Source organism: Luteimonas sp. MC1750 (assembly GCF_016615955.1).
GTDB lineage: Bacteria > Pseudomonadota > Gammaproteobacteria > Xanthomonadales > Xanthomonadaceae > Luteimonas.
In genome coordinates this window covers 1,146,131-1,164,508 of sequence record NZ_CP067113.1, presented here as the reverse complement: position 1 = coordinate 1,164,508, position 18,378 = coordinate 1,146,131, and the positions used below count along the sequence as shown (strand labels likewise).

The following is an 18,378-nucleotide window of genomic DNA, read 5'->3' as shown; positions in this document are numbered from 1 at the left end:
CGCGACCAAAAGCGGCCATTCGTCGGGTCGCGCTGGCCTGCGCGCGCGGGCTTTCGCGTTGCCCTGGAGACAACCGGCGGGACGCTGGGGGAACCTTTTGGCAACGCCGCCGCAAGCCATGCATTACGAGGCCTACGACCGCGACGACATCGTCCGGGATTTCGCATCGCGCGACTACCTGATGCCGGCGGAAGTCGCCGCATTGGGCGAGGTGTGGCCGCTGGTGCGCGGCGACCTGCTCGACGTGGGGGTCGGCGGGGGACGCACGACCGGCTACCTGCGTGGCGTCGCGCGCAGCTACCGGGCGCTCGACATCAGTCAGCGCATGGTCGAGGCCTGCCGCGCCCTGCATCCGGGGGCCGACGTGTGCGCGGGTGATGCGCGCACGCTGGACGGCCACGCGGACGCGGCCTACGACCTGGTGCTGTTCTCCTTCAACGGCATCGACTACATCGACCATGGCGATCGCCGTCGGGTCCTGGAGGCGGTGTACCGAGTCCTGCGCCCGGGCGGGGCCTTCGTGTACTCCTCGCACAACCTTGCCGTGCTCGGTGGACACCCGCCCGCGCTCAGCCCACCGCCGCTGGTGCCGACGGTGGATCCGATGCGCCTGCTCGTCCGTGGCGCGCGCAGGCTGACCGCCGGCCTGCGCTGCCGCGTCAATCGCCGCCGACTCGGCGGCCGCCAGTACTTCGCCGCCGACCACGCCCTGGTGAACGACCCCTCGTACGACCACTCGCTGCTGACCATTTACGTCGACCCGGGTGCCGAGCGCGTGGCACTGGCCGCTGCGGGCTTCGTCGACGCGGTGACCTTCGATGCCCGCGGCCGCCGCGATCCCCCGCGCCACGCCGACCCCTGGGTCCACTACCTGGCGCGCAAGCCGGAGCGCCCGCCGTGTCCGCGGGGGACGCTCCCGCCGCGGTCGTCCAGCGGCCACGCCATGTGATGCAGGACGCCTCGCTGCCAGACGCGATGACCCGACGCGTCCACTCGATCCTGCACGTGGTGGATTCGCTGGAGACCGGGGGTCTCGAGCGGGTGGTGGTCGACCTCGCCATCGCGCAGCGCGACCATGGACACAGGGTCGCGGTGTTCAGCCTCACCGACACCGCGGGCCTCGGTCCGGAACTCGAAGCGGCCGGCATCCCCGTGATGGCCGGAGGCAAGCGGGCGGGATTGGATCTCGGCCTGCTGTCGCGCCTGCGCGGGGCGATGGACGCGCACGGCGCCGACATCGTCCACAGCCACAACTTCGTGCCCAGCTACCAGGCCGCGCTTGCACTCGCGCCCCGGCTGCGCGCGCGCGCCGCGCTGGTCAACACCTGCCACAACATGGGCGGTCGTCTTGCGCGGCCCAGGCTGCGCCTGCTGTACCGGCTGTCGCTCACCCGCACCGCCCGCGTGGCGGGGGTGGGTCGGCAGGTGGCGGAGCATCTGGTTGCAAGTGGCCTGGCGCCAGCCGCGCGGGTGAGCGCGGTGCGCAACGGCGTGCCCCTGCCGCCGGCGTCCACCTCCGCGACCCGCAGCCGGGCGCGCGCCGCGCTCGGCCTTCCGGCCGATGCCCTCGTGGTCGCGTGCGTCGGACGCCTGGTGGCGCTGAAGAACCACCGCCTTCTGCTCGGCCAGGTGCCGGAGCTGGCAACGACCTTCCCGCGGCTGCACGTCGTGCTGCTCGGCGACGGGCCGGAGCGCGCGGCCCTCGAGCGCCAGGCGCAGGCGCTCGGGATCGCGGAGCGCGTCCTGTTCGCCGGCACGCGACGCGACGTGCCCAAGCTGCTGCCCGGCGTCGACGTGTTCGCCCTGCCCTCGCTCACCGAGGGCCTGTCCATCGCGCTGCTCGAGGCCTGCGCCGCGGGACTGCCGGTGGTGGCCAGCGACGTGGGCGGCAACCCCGAGATCGTCCGCCATGGGCGTACGGGGCTGCTCGTCCCCGTCGACGACGGCGACGCGCTCCGGGCGGCGCTTCTGCGCATCCTCGGCGACCGGCCGCTCCGGCTCGCCCTGGGCCTGGCCGCGCGCGAGTGGGTCATGACCCATGCGTCGATCGACGCGATGCGTCTGAGCTACGACCGGCTGTATGCGGATGCGCTCGCGGGCGCACGGCACGACGTGACGCCCGGCCCGGTCCGCACGGCCTGAACCTCGACGGCGCGTCAGCGTTCCGCAGCGCCCGCCAGCGTCGCGAACGTCCGCGCCATGCCCTCGCGCGTGTCGACGCGGGGCTGCCAGCCGAGGGCCTTGAGCGCCGCATTCGAGTGTTTGAACGGCCGGTAGACCGAGCGGACCACATAGGGCGTGAAGACCGCCGGCAGCTGGCCCTTCGAGCGACGGTGGTAGGCCACGAGCACGCGCGAGCCGAGCAGCAGCGCCCAGTACGGCACCGGCAGCACGCGCAGGCCGCCGCGGCCGCGGCGGTAGGCGCGCAGGTAGTCGGCGCAGCTCGGCAGCGCATCGTCGACCACGCTGTAGGCGGCGCCATCCGGCGCGCGCAGGGCCGCCACCGCGATCGCGTCGGCACAGTTCTCGACATAGGTCAGGGGCAGCTCCGCGCGTCCACCCAGGCTGAAGAACAGGCCCATCGCCTGGATGCCGACGCGCGACGAGGGACCGGCGCCCCCCGGACCGTAGATCACGCCCGGACGCAGCGTGACCGTCTCCAGACCGTGCGCCGCGCGGTACTGCGCCACCAGGTGCTCCTGGCGGGTCTTGGCGTGTGCATAGGCGCCCTTGGCGATGCCGATGTCCTCGATCGGCACCGCCTCGTCGTGGCGCCCGCCGGTCGGCAGCGCCGCCGTGCGGTAGACGGCGAACGAACTCACCAGCACCACCCGGCGCACGCCCGCGGCCACCGCGGCGTCGAGCAGGTTGCGCGTGCCGACCACGGTGTTGGCGAACATGTCGGCGGCGGCCCCGCGCATGCCGGCCGCCGCATGCACCACGCAGTCCACGCCGTCGACCAGCGCATCGAGCTCGTGGCGGTACAGCAGGTTGGCGGCCGCGACTTCGATCGACGCCTGCGGAAAGCGCGCGCGCAGGTCGTCCAACAGGCCCTCGGGCGCGCGGGCGCGCACGTGCAGCCGCAGCCGCGTGACGCCCTGCTCCAGCAGGCTGGCCGCGACGTGCCTGCCGAGGAAGCCCGCGCCCCCCGTGACCAGCACCGTCATGGCCGCGGCTCCACGGCCGCCACGATGGTGTCGATCAGCGTCGCCACCATCAGGATCTGCGCGGGTGGCACCGGGTCTGCGCCGACGCCGCGGATCGCGGCATGGAAGCGCTCCAGCAGCACCCGCATGCACTGGAAATAGTGGAAGTCGCTGCGTGCGAACGCGGCCGCGTTGCCCAGGCCACCGCGTGCGAACCGCGCGGACTGCACCCAGGCCGGGAACAGCCGCCCCAGCGCGCTCGGCTGTTCCTGGCGCTGGCTGCGTACCAGCGTCCGGGCGGCGTAGTCCAGCTCCACCGTGTCGCGCGTGCCGCGCACGGTCATCGCGTGCGCCACCGGCCTGGCGTGCGAACTCACCATGCCGGACACCGTCACCCCGGCCGCATCGGCCAGCAGGAAGCGCAGCTCGTCGGGCATCGCATCGACCAGGGCGCTGCCGCTGGCCGCGCGCCTGCGCCAGGCACGCGCATGCACCTCGACCGGGCCTTCGAGGAAGGGCACCACCTTGGCCAGCACATGGTCGATCACGTTGTGGAACAGCTTGCCGGGCAGGCGGTGCACCCAGTGCGCCGGATCGCCCATGACCGCGATGCCGTAGTCGCCGGACAGGTTGTAGCCATAGCTGGTCTCGATGTGGACGATCCCGCCCAGCCGGTCGCGGTCCACCAGCTCCTGCAGGGCGAGCGCGGGTGACTCGAAGTTGTAGAGGTAGTTCACGCAGGCCTTGCGCCCGTTGCGCGCGGCGCAGTCGAGGATCTCGCGCGCGCCGGCGGCATCGAGCGCGAAGGGCTTCTCGACGAAGACGTGGCAGCCCGCGTCGAGCGCGGCGCAGGCCAGGGCCACGTGCGAATCCGGCGGCGTGGCCACGTGCACCACGTCCAGCCGCCCGGCGTCGAGCATGGCCGCGACTTCGGTGTAGCCGGTCATCCCGGGCCAGCGGTCCATGAACTGCCCGACCATGAGCGGCTCGCGGTCGCAGGCCGCGACCAGCTCGACGCCGTCGAGCGCACGCAGCTGCTCGGCATGGCCGTCGGCGATCTTGCCGCAGCCGATGATTCCGACCCGCATCACCTGCCCCCTGGCCTTGCCGGGTCCCTGGCCGTCGCCGTCACGAAGCCACCGCGGCGGCAGGTGCCGGCGTGGCCCTGGCGGAGGGCGCCTCCTGCTCCCGGTAGCCCGGCCGCGGCACCTCGTAATCGCGCCAGGCGTCGGGGTCGCCGGCAAGCCCGTCCTCGGCCGCGCGGGCGATGTTGTACATCTCGCGCGCGCTGACGTAGTGCAGCTTCCACCGGGTGCCATCGTTGTAGCGCGACTCGAGGTGACTGAAGCCCTCGTCCATGGCCGGTCCCAGCAGCGTGTCCATGTCGCAGTCCTCGGCGCCGTGGGTATGGACCTTGACGAAGGTCCATTCCGGACGCCCTTCGACATGGATGCCGGTGCGCACCCAGGCATCGATGCGCGCGGGCAGCGGCGGCGACACCGCGCGCACGTCGCCGTTCTCGATCCGCGGCAGCAGGCCGAACTTGCGGCTGCGCCAGTTCAGCCCGAGTGGTCCCTGGATGATCATCAGGTCGCCATCGCGGTGCCCGCCCACGCGCACACGCTCGCCGGTGTCGTGCGACTTGGGACGCAGCGGATCGTCGGTGGCGCGGTAGATGCGGTTGATCGTGCGCGGCTGGCACGGATCGGGGGCCGCCGGGAAGGTGAAGTCGGCATAGCAGCCCTCCTCCCGCAGCACGATGAGCTCGTTGTCGACGCCGCAGTGGCCGCCGCCCGGGTGGCTGTTGTCCAGCGCCCAGTCGCCGTGGATGAAGGCCCAGCGTGGCTGGCCGCTGACCGGGTCGCGCGGCAGCGCGTCATGGCGTGACGCGAGGATCTCCGTGAAGCCGGCGAGCTTGGCGCGCAGCGTCGCCGCGGTGTCGTCCTGATGGTGCAGGTGCACCTCGATCTCGCCCAGGCCCATCCGGCACAGCTCGACCAGCGCGTCGAGGTGTTCGGGGCGGTACTCGTCGCCGGGAAAGAAAAAGGAATGCACCGGCGGCCGGCCATCCGCATCGCGATGGCGGGCGCACAGCAGGGGCAGGTCTCGGCGCCAGCGGGCCACGCGCGCGCGCTCGCGCGCCAGGCCCGGCGAGCCCCAGCCGGGCTCGTAATGGTCGACGAAGCAGAACAGCAGGTGGCGCGTCGTGCCCTCGGGCACCGGCGCGCGCCAGTCCTGCCGCAGCCAGGACAGCAGCCACACGCCCATGTTGCGACGCTGGAACAGCCGGGCCATCGCGGCGGTGCCGGCGAGCGCGAGGAACAACAGGGCCAGCGCAGCTTGCCCCAGGGGCGAACGGGGCAGCACGGCCAGCGCGAGTGCGGCGGCGCCCTCTGGGAGGTCGGCCGCGGCCGGCGTACCGTGTGCGTCGTCCGTCGCGCCTGCCGCCGGTGCGGGCGGCGCCGGCAGCGGCGCGACCGCACCCATCCCGCCGGACGTGCCGTACGCCCCGATGACCATGTCGCCCGAGCGCGACGCGCCGGTGACGTCATCCACGACCCCGGCCACCGCGATGCCCGGCCCGGGAGCCGCGGACCCGCCCGCCAGGCGCCCGGCCGCGTCGACGCGGAAGCCGCCGGAGACGCTGTGCGCATCGGCCCCGGCCTGCAGCTTCCACTGCGCCAGCCGCCGCGGCACCAGGCGACCGGCCACCGTGCGCTGGTCGACGAAGCCGCAGTCCTCCGGGTAGGCGTTGTAGTCCGTGCCCGGCGCGCCGTCGAGGCCGACCAGCCCGCCAAGCTCGCTGAGCTGGCGGATCTCGATGCAGCGCCCGCCACCCACCACCAGGTTGTTCACGATGCGCGGGTTCACGCTCGGCGGCCGCCCGGCACGGTCGTCCCAGTCCTGCAGCGCGATGCCGAAGAACAGCGCCGCATGGCCCTGGCGCGCGGCATCGATGATCGTGTTGTTGGCGACCAGTGCGTCCTTGGACGCGTACAGGCCGATCCCCGCATAGCCGGTGTTGCGCACCACGTTGTTGCGCACCACGGCGCGCACCGACTCGTGCCACGCGGGGTTCACCTCGGGATCCAGGTACTCGGGACTGGTGTCGAATCCGACCAGGATGCCGGCCGTGCCCGCGTTCTCGATCCGGTTGCGCTGGACCAGCACGTCGGCAGCACCGCCCTTGAAGTACAGCCCGGTCGTGGCGGTGTCGTGGATGTGGCTGTCCTCGACCCGCATGCCCGAGCCATTGACGTTGTCGATGCCGTCGGCGTTCATGTCGTCGACGTGGGTTCCCGGCGGATAGATCGTGCCGGTATTGCGGATCTCGACCCGACGGATGGTGGCGTTGTCGGATTTCGGGGTGATCTTGATGCCGTCGCGGCCGGTGTCGCGGATCAGCAGGTCCTCGAGCACCACGTCGCGTGCCCCGTGTTCGCTGGCCGGCGCCCCCTGGTACCAGTGGCTGTGCAGCATCACGCCATAGACGCTTCCGCCGCTCAGCTCCAGGTTGCTGATGCGGCTCCCGGAACCACCCGGATCCACCTTGACGACGACGGTGTCTTCCTTGCTGATCGCGCAATGCACGTGCGCACGCTCGCCGGGATGCGAGCGCAGCACCAGGGGCACGCGCAGCCGCAGGTCGCATTCCTCGTAGGTGCGGTTTCCGGGCGGCGCGCGCAGGGTGATCGTGTCGCCGCCTTCCGCCAGCCCGAGCACATGGCCGACCGTGCGGAACGGTCGCTGCAGGCTGCCGGCGCCCTGGTCGTCACCCTCGGTCGAGACGAACCATTCGCGCGCATGGACCGGTGCCGCGGCGGCGAGCATGAGGATGGCCAGGGCCACGCTGGCGCGACGCCCCTTGGCGCGACTGGCGCCGATGGAGTCGGGTATCGGCGCTCGGAGCTGGTGCATGGATGGTCCTGTCTCGATGGCTGGTTGCGGCGTGGTTTTCCGTTGACATGGACAACGCGAATCTCGGCGGCGAGAGGCCGCCCCAGGGGGACGGCGGGATGATGAAGAGGGAACTGGCGGCAAAGGCACTCGCGACACCCGGCCTGCGCAGGCTGGTGGCCGCGGCCGCGCCGCGCACCGGCGTCGTGCTGCTCAACTACCACCGCGTCGGCGACAGCGGTGCCTCGCGCTACGACCGCGGCCTGTGGAGCGCGACCGCCGACGGCTTCGACGCCCAGGTCGCCTTCCTCAAGGCCAATTGCGACGTGATCGCGCTGGACGAAGTCCAGGACGCGCTGGGCCAGCGTGGCCGCCACGTCGCGATCACCTTCGACGACGGCTACCTGGACAACCACGACATCGCCTACCCGGTGCTGCGCCACCACGGCGTGCCGGCGGCGTTCTTCATCGCCACCGGCTTCATCGATTCCAGGCCGCTGCCCTGGTGGGACGCGATCGCCATGCAGGTGCGCGAGACCGTCCGCGCTTCGCTGGACCTTGCGCCATGGCTGCCCGACGCGCTGGCGCTGGGCGACGACCGCGAGCCGTCGATCCGCCTTGTGCTCTCCATCTACAAGGGGCTCGACTTCACCCAGGTCGCGCCCTTCCGCGCCCGGCTGGCGGCGGAGACGGGGATCGAGCCGCCGGAAACGGTCGAGGGCGAATGGATGGACTGGAACATGATCCGCGAGATGGCGCGCGGCGGCATGACCATCGGTGGCCACACGGTCAACCACCCGGTGCTGTCCAGCCTTCCGGTGGACGCGCAGCGCGCCGAGATCCAGGGCTGCGCGGCCCGGCTGCGCGAAGAGCTGGGGATCGGGATGCGGCACTTCGCCTACCCGGTCGGTAGCCGCCGCGCGTTCGACGCCGCGACCATGCAGCTGCTGCACGAGGCCGGGGTGCAGCAGGCCTATTCCTTCTATGGCGGGGTCGCGCAGCCGGGTTCGGCGCCGCTGGACCTGCAGCGCGTGGCGGTGGTCGAGGACATCGGAACCGAACTCTTCCGCGCCATGGTGCAGCTGCCCCAGGTGTTCTGCAGGCGGGACGCGGCGTGAACCGCACGGCCCGCGCCACCGCCGGCGGCATCGACTTCGCCAAGCTCTATGCCGAGCTCGGGGTGGTCCCGGACTGCGGACTCGCCGCGTTCAAGCACGCCTATCGCCGGCGGGTGGCCGGCCTGCATCCCGACCGCCCGCCCAGCATCGGCCGCGACCCGGACGCGCTGGTCGCCCTCAACCTGGGCTACGCCGCGGCCCTGGAGTTCCATCGGGGTTACGGACGGCTTCCGGGCGCATCCGCGGCGCCCGCGACGCCGCCCGCACGCCCGGCGGGCAGTGCTTCGCCCGCACCCGCGGCAACCCCGCCAGCCAGGCCCGCAGCCGGCATGGCGCGAAGCGTCCCGTCCATGCGCGGGCTGCGCGTGCTGACGCTGCCGGTCCTGCTGCTGGTCGTGGCGACCTGGCTGTGGCTGCCGGCGACGGCACCGCCGCCGGCCGGCTTCGACGCGCCCGTCGACACCCCGGACCGCCACGCGGCGCCGCCCCAGGGCATGGCCCAGTTCGGCATGGATCGCGCCACGGTGGCCACGCTGATCGGCGAGCCCGTGGCGCGCAGCAGCGACGATTCGCGCTGGATTTACGGTCCGTCCTGGGTGCGCTTCGAATGCGGTCGACTGGCCGACTGGTACAGCTCGCCGCTGCGGCCGCTGCGCATCGCTGCGCGGACGCCGGTGGCGCTGGCGGACAGGCCGCGCCACCGCCGCGCGGCCGCCTGTCCGCCGGCAGCCATCGCCGGCAGCGATCGCGTGTACAGGGAGGCCTGAGCATGTGCGGACTGGCCGGCTATGTCGGTACCCGCCCGGCGGGCGAAGACGGACGCGCCCTGCTCGGTCGGATGATCGGCACCCTCGCCCACCGCGGGCCGGACGGCTTCGGCTTCCACCTCGACCAGGGCGTGGGCCTCGCCCACGCGCGCCTGTCGATCATCGACCTGGCGACCGGCGACCAGCCGATGTCCAGCCCGGACCGCACGGTCTGGACGGTGTTCAACGGCGAGATCTTCAACTTCATCGAGCTGCGCGCGCGGCTCGAGTCGCAGGGCCATGTGTTCCGCACGCGTTCGGACACCGAGGTGATCGTCCACCTCTACCAGCGCCACGGGGACGCGTTCGTCGAGCACCTCAACGGCCAGTTCGCGATCGCGCTCTGGGACGCCGCGCGCCGGCGGCTGGTGCTGGCGCGCGACCGCCTCGGGATCCGCCCGCTGTACCACGCGCGGGCCCGCGGCGCGCTGTGGTTCGCGTCGGAAACCAAGGCGCTGTTCGCGGCGCTGCCCAACCACGCACGGCTGGATCCGCTCGGCCTGGCGCAGGCCTTCACCCTCTGGGCGCCACTCGATCCCGACACGGCCTGGCAGGGCGTCTCGAGCCTTCCGCCCGGGCACGTGCTGGCCGTCGAGGCCGACGGTCGGGAACACCTGCGCCGGTACTGGGACTGGAGCTTCCCCGACGCCGGCGACGGCCAGCTGCCGTGGCGCGACATCGACCACGCCGCCGGCGAGCTGCGCGAACGCCTGGTGGACGCGGTGCGTCTGCAGCTGCGCGCGGACGTGCCGGTGGGCGCCTACCTGAGCGGCGGCCTGGACTCCTCGGGCATCGTCGCGCTCATCCGCAGCGCCACGCGCACGCCCGTGCGCACGTTCTCGGTCGCGTTCGACCAGCCCGAATTCGACGAGAGCGCACACCAGCAGGCGATGGTCCGCCACCTCGGCACCGAGCACGACACGCTGCGCATCGGCGCGCGCGAGATCGGTGACGCCTTCCGCCGCTTCGTCACCCACGCCGAGACGCCGGTGCTGCGCACGGCCGGCGTGCCGATGATGCTGCTGGCCGATGCGGTGCGCCGCCAGGGCTACCGGGTGGTGCTCACCGGCGAAGGCGCCGACGAAGTGTTTGCCGGCTACGACCTGTTCAAGGAGGCCAAGGTGCGGCGGTTCTGGGCGCGCCAGCCCGCGTCCACCGCGCGGCCGAAGCTGCTTGGCCGGCTGTACGGCTACCTGGCGAACTCGCCCGCGGCCCATCCGGGCTTCGCGCAGGCGTTTTTCGGCCAGGGCATGGAGCACCTCGACCGGCCCGTGTTCGCGCACGTGCCGCGCTGGTCGACCTCGGCGCGTGCGCTAGCCTTCCTGTCGCCGGCGCTGCGCGCGGAGGTCGCCGGCTTCGACCCCCTGGCGCTGGTGGAATCGCGCCTGCCACCCGGGGTGATGGACTGGGCGCCGCTGGCACGCGACCAGTACGTGGAGGCGAAGACCCTGCTGCCGGGCTACCTGCTGGCGAGCCAGGGCGACCGCGCCGCGATGGCGGCATCGATCGAGGGTCGCTATCCCTTCCTCGACCACACCCTGGTCGAGTTCGCCAACCGGCTCCCGCCGCAGTGGAAGATCCACGGGCTGTCGGAGAAGCACGTGCTGCGCAAGGCCCTGGCAGGCCTGCTGCCACGGGACATCCTGCAGCGGACCAAGCAGCCCTACCGCGCGCCCGACAGCCAGAGCTTCTTCGTCGATGGACGACCGCTGGACTACGTCGCCGATGCCTTCGATCCCGACGGGCTGCGCGCCAGTGGCCTGTTCGACGTCGAGGCCGTGGGCCGCCTCTACGCCAAGGCGCGCGCCGGCCGCGCCACCGGCTTTGCCGACAACCAGGCCTTTGTCGGGATCCTCTCGACGCGGCTGCTGCAGGCCAGCACCGTCGCCCCTGCGGCAGCCCCCCTCTCCCCGGAACTGGAAACCACATGAGTACCCGAGACACCGTCCTGGCCGTCCTGCGGCAGTCCATCGACGCCATCAACGCGCAACTGCCCGCCGCGCGCCGACTCGGCACGTCCCCGGACCAGGCGCTGGTCGGCGCCGGGAGCGGAGTCGAATCGCTGACGCTGATGGGCCTGGTGGTCGACATCGAGGATCGCCTGATGGACGCGTTCGACCTGGAGCTGCCGCTGGCCGACATGCTCGGCCTGCCGCTGGAACACAACCCGTTCCGCTCGCTCGACGCGCTCGCGAGCGAGCTCGCCGGACGGGTCGAAGCGCGATGAGCCGACCGGTGCCGGGCATGCCGGACGTCCCGCAGCTGCGCTGCCTGCTGCTGTCGGATTTCAACATCGAAACGCTGGCCAACCACCTGGCCGCCGATGCGCGCGGCGCGGACCTGCACATCGAAGATGGCGGATTCGGACAGCTCACCCGGGTGCTCGCGGACGGAGGACACGCTGCCTGGCGCACGGCGCCCGACTGCGTCGTCGCCTGGGGCCAGGCGCAGGCGGTGTCTCCCGCCTTTGCGCGCCTGGCGGCAGGCGAGACCTGCGACCCGGGCGAGCCTCTGGCGGATGTCGATGCCTACGCCACGGCCCTGCGTGCGGCGGCCACCCGCTGCCGCCTGCTGCTGGTGCCCGCCTGGGTCGCGCCAGCCTCCGGGCGCGGACGCGGACCATTGGAATACCGTGAGGGAGTCGGCCTGCAGATGGCGCTCGCGCGCATGAACCTGCGTCTTGCCGAGCGGCTCCAGGACTGCGGCAACGCGCATGTCCTCGACACGCAGCGCTGGCTGCAGCTTGCCGGTCCGCGCGCCTACTCGCCCAAGCTCTGGTTCATGGCCAAGGTGCCGCATGGCGCGGAGGTCTTTGCCGCAGCGGCGGCCGACATCCACGCGGCGATCGACGCGCTGCAGGGGCGCACGCGCAAGCTGGTCGTGCTCGACCTCGACGACACCCTCTGGGGCGGCGTGGTCGGCGACGTCGGCTGGCCGTCGCTGGTACTCGGAGGCCATGACCATGCGGGCGAGGCCTTCGTCGCCTTCCAGGACGCGCTCAAGGCGCTGGCCCGCCGCGGCATCGTGCTCGCGATCGCCAGCAAGAACACCGAAGCGGTCGCCGTCGAGGCGATCGACCATCATCCCGAGATGCGCCTGCGCCGCGAGGACTTCGCCGCCTGGCGGATCAACTGGGCGGACAAGGCGGCCAATATCGCCGACCTGGCGGCGGAGCTTCGCCTTGGCCTGCAGTCGGTGGTGTTCATCGACGACAACCCGGTCGAACGCGCCCGCGTGGCCGAAGCCCTGCCCGAGGTGCTGGTCCCCGCGTGGCCCCGCGACCCGATGCTCTATGCACAGGCGCTGCGCGCACTCGACTGCTTCGATACGCTGCAGCACACGGCCGAGGACGTGGACAGGGCCCGCGCGTATGCCAACGAGCGCGAGCGCCGCGGCGCCCGCGCGGCGGTCGGCGACATGGGCGCCTGGCTGCGCGACCTGGACACCCGGGTGACGATCGAACCGCTGTCGCCGGCCAACCTGCAGCGCGCGGCCCAGCTGCTCAACAAGACCAACCAGATGAACCTCAGCACCCGGCGCATGGCCGCGCCCGAGTTCGCGGCCTGGGCGACGCTGCCGGGGCACCATGCGTGGACCTTCCGTGTCAGCGACCGGTTCGGCGATTCGGGCCTCACCGGCATCGCCACGCTCGCGCTGCGCGACGCGGAGGCGGTGGTCGTGGACTTCGTGCTCAGCTGCCGGGTGATGGGCCGCCAGGTCGAGGACGCGATGCTGGGCTGGCTCGCAGGCAAGGCGCGGCAACGGGGAGCCGCGCGGCTGGTCGTCGCGTTCGAAGCCACCGCGCGCAACCAGCCCTGCCTCGAACTGCTGCAGCGTTCGCCGCTCGACGCGGCGGACGCGCCCCGCTTCGCCTTCGACACCCGCGCGACATGGTGTCTCCCGGCCTCGGTGACCCTGCTGGAAGCCGACCACGTCGAGGAAGCGCACGCATGACCGCCGCGCCGGCGACGCCAGCCTGGCCCGATGGCAAGCGCTTCGCGTTCACCATCTTCGACGACACCGATCGCGGCACCCTCGACAACGTGCCAGCGGTCTACGCGCTGCTGCGCGACCTGGGGATCATGACCACGAAGTCGGTCTGGCCCCTGGCACCGAGCCGTCCACCGAGCGTGGTCGGAGGCGCCACCTGCGCCGAGCCGGACTACCTCGACTGGGTGCTGCGCCTGCAGGCGGAAGGCTTCGAGATCGGGCTCCACAACGTCACCTACCACACCTCCCTGCGCGGCGAGATCGCCGCGGGCCTGCAGCGGTTCCAGTCGCTCTTCGGCCAGCGGCCGCGCGTTCTGGCCACGCACACCGACTGCGGCGAAGGCATGTACTGGGGCAGCGCGCGCGTCAGTGGCGCGCAGCGCATGGTCTACGACGTGCTGACCCGTGGACGCCAGCGCGGCTTCGGCGGGCATGTGGAGGGGCACCCCTCGTTCTGGGGCGATCTGTGCCTGGAGCAGGTGGACTACGTGCGCAACTTCACCTTCCCCGGCGCCAACACGCTGACGTCGTGCCCCTGGATGCCGTACCACGACGCCGACCGCCCGTGGGTCAAGGCCTGGTTCGCATCCTCGGAAGGCGCGAACTGCGGCATCTTCAACGCCACCCTGGACGAGGCCGCCCAGGAGCGGCTGGAGGACGAGGGCGGCGCCTGCGTCATGTACACGCACTTCGGCAAGGGCTTCTGCAACGACGGGGTACTCGAGCCGCGTTTTGTCGAGCTGATGACGCGCCTGTCCAGGCGCGGCGGCTGGTTCGTGCCGGTGTCGACGCTGCTGGACCACGTCGCCGCGGCGCGCGGCGGCGTCCACGCGCTGACCCGCGGCGAGCGCGGACGCCTCGAGCGGCGCTGGCTGCGGCACAAGTTCAGCCACGGCACCTCCTGACCGTGGCGATCGAGGCCTACCTGCCCCGGCACGAGGACGCCGTGGCCCGCTTCAACCATCGGCTCGCCCAGGGCGGATCGCCGTTCCGGTTTCCGGCGACCAGCCGCATTCCCTGGCTGCCCAGGGATCCGGGGCGCGACACCTTCCTCGAGGGCCACGTCGCGATCGACGGCGACGAGGTGCGCGGCGGTTACATGGTCAAGCACCAGCCCTTCGCCCTGCGGGGCGAGCCGTGCGACGACATCCGCAACCTGCAGCTGCCGCTGTCGGAAGGCAGCATCGACTCCGGCTATGTGCAGGTGGGCGTCGAACTCCTCTCGACCGCCGCCCGGCGCAACCGCCGCATGTACGCCCTTGGCATGGGCGGCGCGCATACGCCGCTGCCCACGGTGCTGCGCAGCATGGGCTGGACGGTGTCGCTGGTCCCGTTCCATTTCCACGTGGTGCGCGCGGGACCGTTCCTGCGCAATATCCGCGTGCTGCGCACCAGCCGCGCGCGGCGCCTGCTCCTCGATGCGGCCGCGGCCACCGGACTCGCCGTGCCGGTGCTCGCGGTGGCGCAGCGGCGCGGTCGCGGCCGCAACGGAGCCCGGGCCCGCGCGGAGGTGGTGACGAGCTTCGGCGATTGGGCCGACGCGATCTGGGAGGGCGTCCGCGGCCACTACGCGCTGCTTGCGTTGCGCGATGCGGCGGAGCTCAACACGCTCTACCCGCCGGACGCGCCGAAGCCGATCCGGCTGAAGGTCTCGCTGGACGGCCGCGCGGTCGGCTGGGCCCTGCTGTTCGACAGCGCGCTGCGTGGCCACAAGCAGTTCGGTGACATGCGCCTGGGCACCCTCGTCGACTGCCTGGCCCTGCCCGGGCACGAGGGCGACGTGGTGCTCGCGGCGCGCGAGCACCTGCGCGCGGCGGGCGTCGACCTGGTGGTGAGCAACCAGCAGCACGAGGCCTGGTGCACGGCCCTGCACGCGCACGGCTTCCTGCGGGGGCCCTCGAACTATGCGCTCGCGGTGTCCAAGGCACTGCGCGCGGCACTGGAGCCGTGGGCCACCACGGCCGCGCGCATCCACATGACCCGCGGCGACGGCGACGGCCCGATCCACCTGTGACCGCTGGCGGCGTTCGCTGACCGCGGTCGCGACCCGGCACGGAAGCCGCGGCGCGGTGGCATCAGGCCTCTGCGACCTGCCGCCCCTCCGCCTCGGCCTGCAGCTCGCTGCGCCGGATCTTGCCGGTGCCGGTCTTCGGCAACGCATCGCGGAACTCGACCGTCCGCGGCACCATGAATTCCTCGAGGTGGGCGCGGCAATGGGCGATGACCGCGCGCGCGTCGATGCCGGGATCGTCGACCACCAGCAGCGCCTTCAGCGCGTGGCCCAGCACCGGATCGGGTACGCCGACCAGGGCGGCCTCGCGCACGCCGTGCATCGCGTAGAGCACGTTCTCGACCTCCTTGGGGCTGACCTTCTCGCCGCGCGTCTTGAGGATGTCGTCCTTGCGCCCGACGAAGTACAGGAAGCCCTCGGCGTCCATGCGGAACAGGTCGCCGGTGTGCAGCACACGTTCCCACGGGTAACGGCCCGGCCGCAGCGTGCGCGCGGTGGCTTCGGCGTTGTTCCAGTAGCCCTGCATCACATGGCCGCCGCGCACGACCAGCTCTCCGACCACGCCTGCCGGCACCTGGCGGCCCGCCTCGTCGGCCACCCAGGCCTGGGTGCCGGGAATGGCGATGCCGACGCTGTCCGGGCGCCGCGCCAGTTCCCCGGGTGGCAGCCAGGTGCAGCGCTTGGACTCGGTCATGCCGTACATCGAGTACACCCGCGCGGCCGGGAACAGTTCCTGCAACCGGAGGATGTGCGCCGGCGGCAGGGCCGCGGCGGTGTTGGTCAGGTAGCGCACGCTGCGCGCCCAGGCCGGATCGAAGTTGCCCAGCTGCACGATCAGCGCCGCCATGGTGGGCACCAGCGGGAAGGCGGTGACCCCTTCGCTGGCCAGCAGCGGCAGCACCTTCTGCGGGAAGGCGAAGGATTTCTCCAGCACCAGCGTGGCGCCGAGCTTCACGCACATCAGCAGCTGGTACAGGCCGTAGTCGAACGCCAGCGGGAGCACGCTCAGCACCACGTCGTCGGCGCTGGCCTGCAGGTAGCCGGTGATCGAGGTGGCGGCGAAGCGGACGTTGGCGTGAGTCATCATCACGCCCTTGGGATTGCCGGTCGAACCCGAGGTGTAGACCAGCATCGCGAGATCGGTGTCGATGCCGACCTGGGCCGGCAGGCGCGAGGGATCGGCGGCTGCCAGGAACCGCGCGTAGCTGGTGAGGCGCGCGCCGGGTTCCGCACTGACGTCGCTGCCGTCCCCGCCGACGCCGGCGGGTCCGATGTCGCCGGCGCGTTCGATGTCGTCATCGCCATCGACCACCACGACGCAGCGCAGGCCCGGCGCGCGCGCCACCGCCGACAGCGCCACCGGCAGCAGGCTGGTCTGGGTCAGCAGGACCGCTGCGCCGCAGTCGCCGAGCACGAAGGCGAGCTTGTCGGCCTTGGTGGTCGGGTTGATGACCGAGAACACGCCGCCTGCGCGCAGCGTGCCGAAAACGCCCACCGCCGCTTCGACCGAATTCTCCAGGAACACCACGCAGCGCTCGCCGTCGGCGAGGCCCGCGCCGTCGACCAGTGCAGCCGCGAAGCGTTCGCTCGCGGCGTGCAGCGTGGCGTAGTCGACCCGGCGCTCGCCGCGGACGATGGCCGGCGTGGACGGATGGGCGGCGGCCGCGCGGGCCAGCCAGCGTTCGCAGCGCGCCGTCACCCTGCGGCTTCCATCTCGACGCACTTGCGCACGATGAAGCCGTCGATGGCCGCGATGCTGTCGAGGTTGTCAGGGAGCACTTCGTCGTCGTCGACCACGAAGCCGAAGTCCTGCTCCAGCCAGGTGACCAGCAGCAGCACGCCCATGGAATCGATCACGCCCGATTCCAGCAGGCTGGCGTCGGTGGCAGGCACCACGCCTGCGTCCGCCGGCGGGAAGTTCTCGTCGAGGAAGGCGCGGATCCGGGCTTCGTACTGGCTCACAGGGTCATCCCTTCAATGGTCTTGTCGAAGGAACGCAAACCGCCGCCGGGCACGGCCTTTCAGCGCGCGCCGCGCCCGAACAGCACGACCTCGACCGTCTGCACCAGGATGATGAAGTCGAACAGCAGCCCGTGGTTCTTGACGTAGAACAGGTCGAACTTCAGCTTCTCCTGGGCGTCGGCGGCCGACGCACCGTAGGGATAGCGCAGCTGCGCCCAGCCGGTCAGGCCAGGCTTCACCGAGTGGCGCACGCTGTAGTAGCGGATCTCGTCGTTGAACTGGTCGACGAACTGCGGCCGCTCCGGGCGCGGGCCGACGAAACTCATGTCGCCGGCCAGGACGTTGAACAGCTGGGGCAGCTCGTCCAGCCGCGTCTTGCGGATGAAGCGGCCCACGCGCGTGGTGCGCGCGTCCTGCTGCGTGGCCCACTGGGCCACGCCGTCCTTCTCGGCATCGGTGCGCATGCTGCGGAACTTGACCAGCTCGAAGCACCGCCCGCTCTCGCCCACGCGCACCTGCCGGTACAGGACCGGCCCCCCGCCTTCGAGGTGGACCGCGAGCGCCACCAGCAGCATCGCCGGCCAGCCGACCAGCAGCAGCACGGAGGCCGCGGCGATGTCGAAGGCCCGCTTGCTCAGCCGGCGCACCAGTGAATGGTCGAAGCCGCCGGAAAACACCAGCGAGGACGGGTCGACCACCTCGAGCTTGATCATCCCGGCTTCGCGCTCGAAGAACGACGGCAGGTTGACCACCGAGACCCCACGCTGCGCACAGGCGAGGATTTCATCCATCGGCAGGCCACCGCGGCGTTCGTCGGGGGCGACCACGATCTCCTGCACGCCCAGCCGCTGCACCAGGCAGGGAAGCGACTCCAGGGTTTCAAGCAGAAGGCGGCTTTCGACGACGACGGGCTGCCCGGGCACCGGCAGGAAGCCGACCACGGCGAAGCTCTGTCGATCCGCGCGCCTGCGCATCCGCAGGTTGATCAGATCGGCATGGACCCCGGCGCCGTAGACCAGGACCCGACGCTTGTAGGCCTCACCGCCCAACAGGCGATCCATGGCGATCCGCACCGCCAGCACGCCGGCGAAGCCGAGCGCAAACGTGATCGCCAGCAGCCCGCGTCCGATATGGGTGGCGGGAATCAGGTAGTACAGCACCAGCAGCGCCACGCCGCCGAAGGCGAAGGCCAGCAGCAGGCGCAGCAGCAGCTCGCTGCGCCTGAGCCGCAGGTGCGACTGGTACAGCCCGAACGCCGCCATCGACAGCGTGAGGCAGGCCGCCACCAGGAGCGCCGGCACCGGACCGCGAGCGAAGAGCCAATCGCGGCCCTCCGGGTCGGCATGCGCCCGCAGCCAGATCGCGGCCACGACCGACAGCACGATCAGGACCGATTCGACGACCCAGAGCACGCGCACGATCCGGTTCGCGCGGCTTGCGAACGCCGG

15 protein-coding genes are annotated in these 18,378 nt (G+C 71.9%); 9 read left to right on the top strand and 6 right to left on the bottom strand.

The annotated features are described in order from the left end of the window. The first annotated feature begins 118 nt into the window (after positions 1–118). Positions 119–949, top strand: a complete 831-nt coding sequence (locus JGR68_RS05510) for a class I SAM-dependent methyltransferase (protein WP_199361477.1) — start codon at positions 119–121, stop codon at positions 947–949. A 26-nt stretch (positions 950–975) separates the two neighbouring features. Beyond that, on the top strand, positions 976–2,142 hold the full coding sequence (locus JGR68_RS05505; RefSeq protein ID WP_199361476.1) for a glycosyltransferase: 1,167 nt from the start codon (positions 976–978) through the stop codon (positions 2,140–2,142). Between the two features lie 14 nt (positions 2,143–2,156). Here JGR68_RS05505 and JGR68_RS05500 read toward each other — a convergent pair whose 3' ends face one another. From JGR68_RS05500 to JGR68_RS05490, 3 genes are read right to left on the bottom strand one after another with little or no spacing between them, the layout of a single operon-like run. Then, entirely contained in the window at positions 2,157–3,167 is a 1,011-nt protein-coding gene (locus JGR68_RS05500) for an NAD-dependent epimerase/dehydratase family protein (protein WP_199361475.1), read from the bottom strand. Further along, positions 3,164–4,234 carry a Gfo/Idh/MocA family oxidoreductase gene (locus JGR68_RS05495; protein ID WP_199361474.1) on the bottom strand — a complete coding sequence of 357 codons (1,071 nt, stop codon included), beginning with the start codon at positions 4,232–4,234 and terminating at the stop codon, positions 3,164–3,166. The genes JGR68_RS05500 and JGR68_RS05495 overlap by 4 nt, the downstream gene beginning before the upstream one ends. Before the next feature lie 40 nt (positions 4,235–4,274). After that, a complete protein-coding gene (locus JGR68_RS05490; RefSeq protein ID WP_199361473.1) occupies positions 4,275–7,064 on the bottom strand; it encodes a right-handed parallel beta-helix repeat-containing protein in 2,790 nt (929 codons plus the stop codon). A 98-nt stretch (positions 7,065–7,162) separates the two neighbouring features. On the opposite strand from JGR68_RS05490, the gene JGR68_RS05485 reads away from it, so the two are divergent. The 7 genes from JGR68_RS05485 to JGR68_RS05455 are packed head-to-tail and all read left to right on the top strand — an operon-like array spanning position 7,163 to position 14,971. Then, positions 7,163–8,161 (top strand): polysaccharide deacetylase family protein, encoded by a 999-nt coding sequence (locus JGR68_RS05485; RefSeq protein ID WP_200672737.1) that lies wholly within the window; start codon positions 7,163–7,165, stop codon positions 8,159–8,161. After that, positions 8,158–8,928 carry a J domain-containing protein gene (locus JGR68_RS05480; protein WP_199361471.1) on the top strand — a complete coding sequence of 257 codons (771 nt, stop codon included), beginning with the start codon at positions 8,158–8,160 and terminating at the stop codon, positions 8,926–8,928. Before JGR68_RS05485 ends, JGR68_RS05480 begins: the two co-directional genes overlap by 4 nt. A 2-nt stretch (positions 8,929–8,930) precedes the next feature. Beyond that, positions 8,931–10,898 (top strand): asparagine synthase (glutamine-hydrolyzing), encoded by a 1,968-nt coding sequence (gene asnB, locus JGR68_RS05475; protein WP_199361470.1) that lies wholly within the window; start codon positions 8,931–8,933, stop codon positions 10,896–10,898. After that, a complete protein-coding gene (locus JGR68_RS05470) occupies positions 10,895–11,194 on the top strand; it encodes a hypothetical protein (RefSeq protein ID WP_199361469.1) in 300 nt (99 codons plus the stop codon). The genes asnB and JGR68_RS05470 overlap by 4 nt, the downstream gene beginning before the upstream one ends. Continuing rightward, the gene (locus JGR68_RS05465) at positions 11,191–12,921 is read left to right on the top strand and encodes an HAD-IIIC family phosphatase (RefSeq protein WP_200672735.1); all 1,731 of its coding nucleotides are present in this window, start codon (positions 11,191–11,193) and stop codon (positions 12,919–12,921) included. Before JGR68_RS05470 ends, JGR68_RS05465 begins: the two co-directional genes overlap by 4 nt. After that, the gene (locus JGR68_RS05460) at positions 12,918–13,862 is read left to right on the top strand and encodes a hypothetical protein (RefSeq protein WP_199361467.1); all 945 of its coding nucleotides are present in this window, start codon (positions 12,918–12,920) and stop codon (positions 13,860–13,862) included. The genes JGR68_RS05465 and JGR68_RS05460 overlap by 4 nt, the downstream gene beginning before the upstream one ends. Positions 13,863–13,864: 2 nt before the next feature. After that, positions 13,865–14,971, top strand: a complete 1,107-nt coding sequence (locus JGR68_RS05455; protein WP_199361466.1) for a hypothetical protein — start codon at positions 13,865–13,867, stop codon at positions 14,969–14,971. A 61-nt stretch (positions 14,972–15,032) separates the two neighbouring features. On the opposite strand, the gene JGR68_RS05450 is transcribed toward JGR68_RS05455, so the two are convergent. The 3 genes from JGR68_RS05450 to JGR68_RS05440 are packed head-to-tail and all read right to left on the bottom strand — an operon-like array spanning position 15,033 to position 18,342. Next, positions 15,033–16,667: an AMP-binding protein gene (locus tag JGR68_RS05450; RefSeq protein ID WP_199361465.1), complete on the bottom strand. Its 1,635-nt coding sequence runs from the start codon at positions 16,665–16,667 to the stop codon at positions 15,033–15,035. Further along, positions 16,664–16,930 (bottom strand): acyl carrier protein, encoded by a 267-nt coding sequence (locus JGR68_RS05445; protein ID WP_234446603.1) that lies wholly within the window; start codon positions 16,928–16,930, stop codon positions 16,664–16,666. The genes JGR68_RS05450 and JGR68_RS05445 overlap by 4 nt, the downstream gene beginning before the upstream one ends. Before the next feature lie 59 nt (positions 16,931–16,989). Continuing rightward, positions 16,990–18,342, bottom strand: coding sequence for a TIGR03013 family XrtA/PEP-CTERM system glycosyltransferase (locus tag JGR68_RS05440; protein ID WP_234446602.1), 1,353 nt, complete (start codon positions 18,340–18,342; stop codon positions 16,990–16,992). Positions 18,343–18,378: the final 36 nt, after the last annotated feature.

Coding starts and splice junctions, on each gene's coding strand:
- JGR68_RS05485 (WP_200672737.1), top strand. CDS start 7,163: ATGATGAAGAGGGAACTGGCGGCAAAGGCACTCGCGACACCCGGCCTG.
- JGR68_RS05470 (WP_199361469.1), top strand. CDS start 10,895: ATGAGTACCCGAGACACCGTCCTGGCCGTCCTGCGGCAGTCCATCGAC.
- JGR68_RS05505 (WP_199361476.1), top strand. CDS start 976: ATGACCCGACGCGTCCACTCGATCCTGCACGTGGTGGATTCGCTGGAG.
- JGR68_RS05510 (WP_199361477.1), top strand. CDS start 119: ATGCATTACGAGGCCTACGACCGCGACGACATCGTCCGGGATTTCGCA.
- JGR68_RS05465 (WP_200672735.1), top strand. CDS start 11,191: ATGAGCCGACCGGTGCCGGGCATGCCGGACGTCCCGCAGCTGCGCTGC.
- JGR68_RS05500 (WP_199361475.1), bottom strand. CDS start 3,167: ATGACGGTGCTGGTCACGGGGGGCGCGGGCTTCCTCGGCAGGCACGTC.
- asnB (WP_199361470.1), top strand. CDS start 8,931: ATGTGCGGACTGGCCGGCTATGTCGGTACCCGCCCGGCGGGCGAAGAC.
- JGR68_RS05495 (WP_199361474.1), bottom strand. CDS start 4,234: ATGCGGGTCGGAATCATCGGCTGCGGCAAGATCGCCGACGGCCATGCC.
- JGR68_RS05460 (WP_199361467.1), top strand. CDS start 12,918: ATGACCGCCGCGCCGGCGACGCCAGCCTGGCCCGATGGCAAGCGCTTC.
- JGR68_RS05490 (WP_199361473.1), bottom strand. CDS start 7,064: ATGCACCAGCTCCGAGCGCCGATACCCGACTCCATCGGCGCCAGTCGC.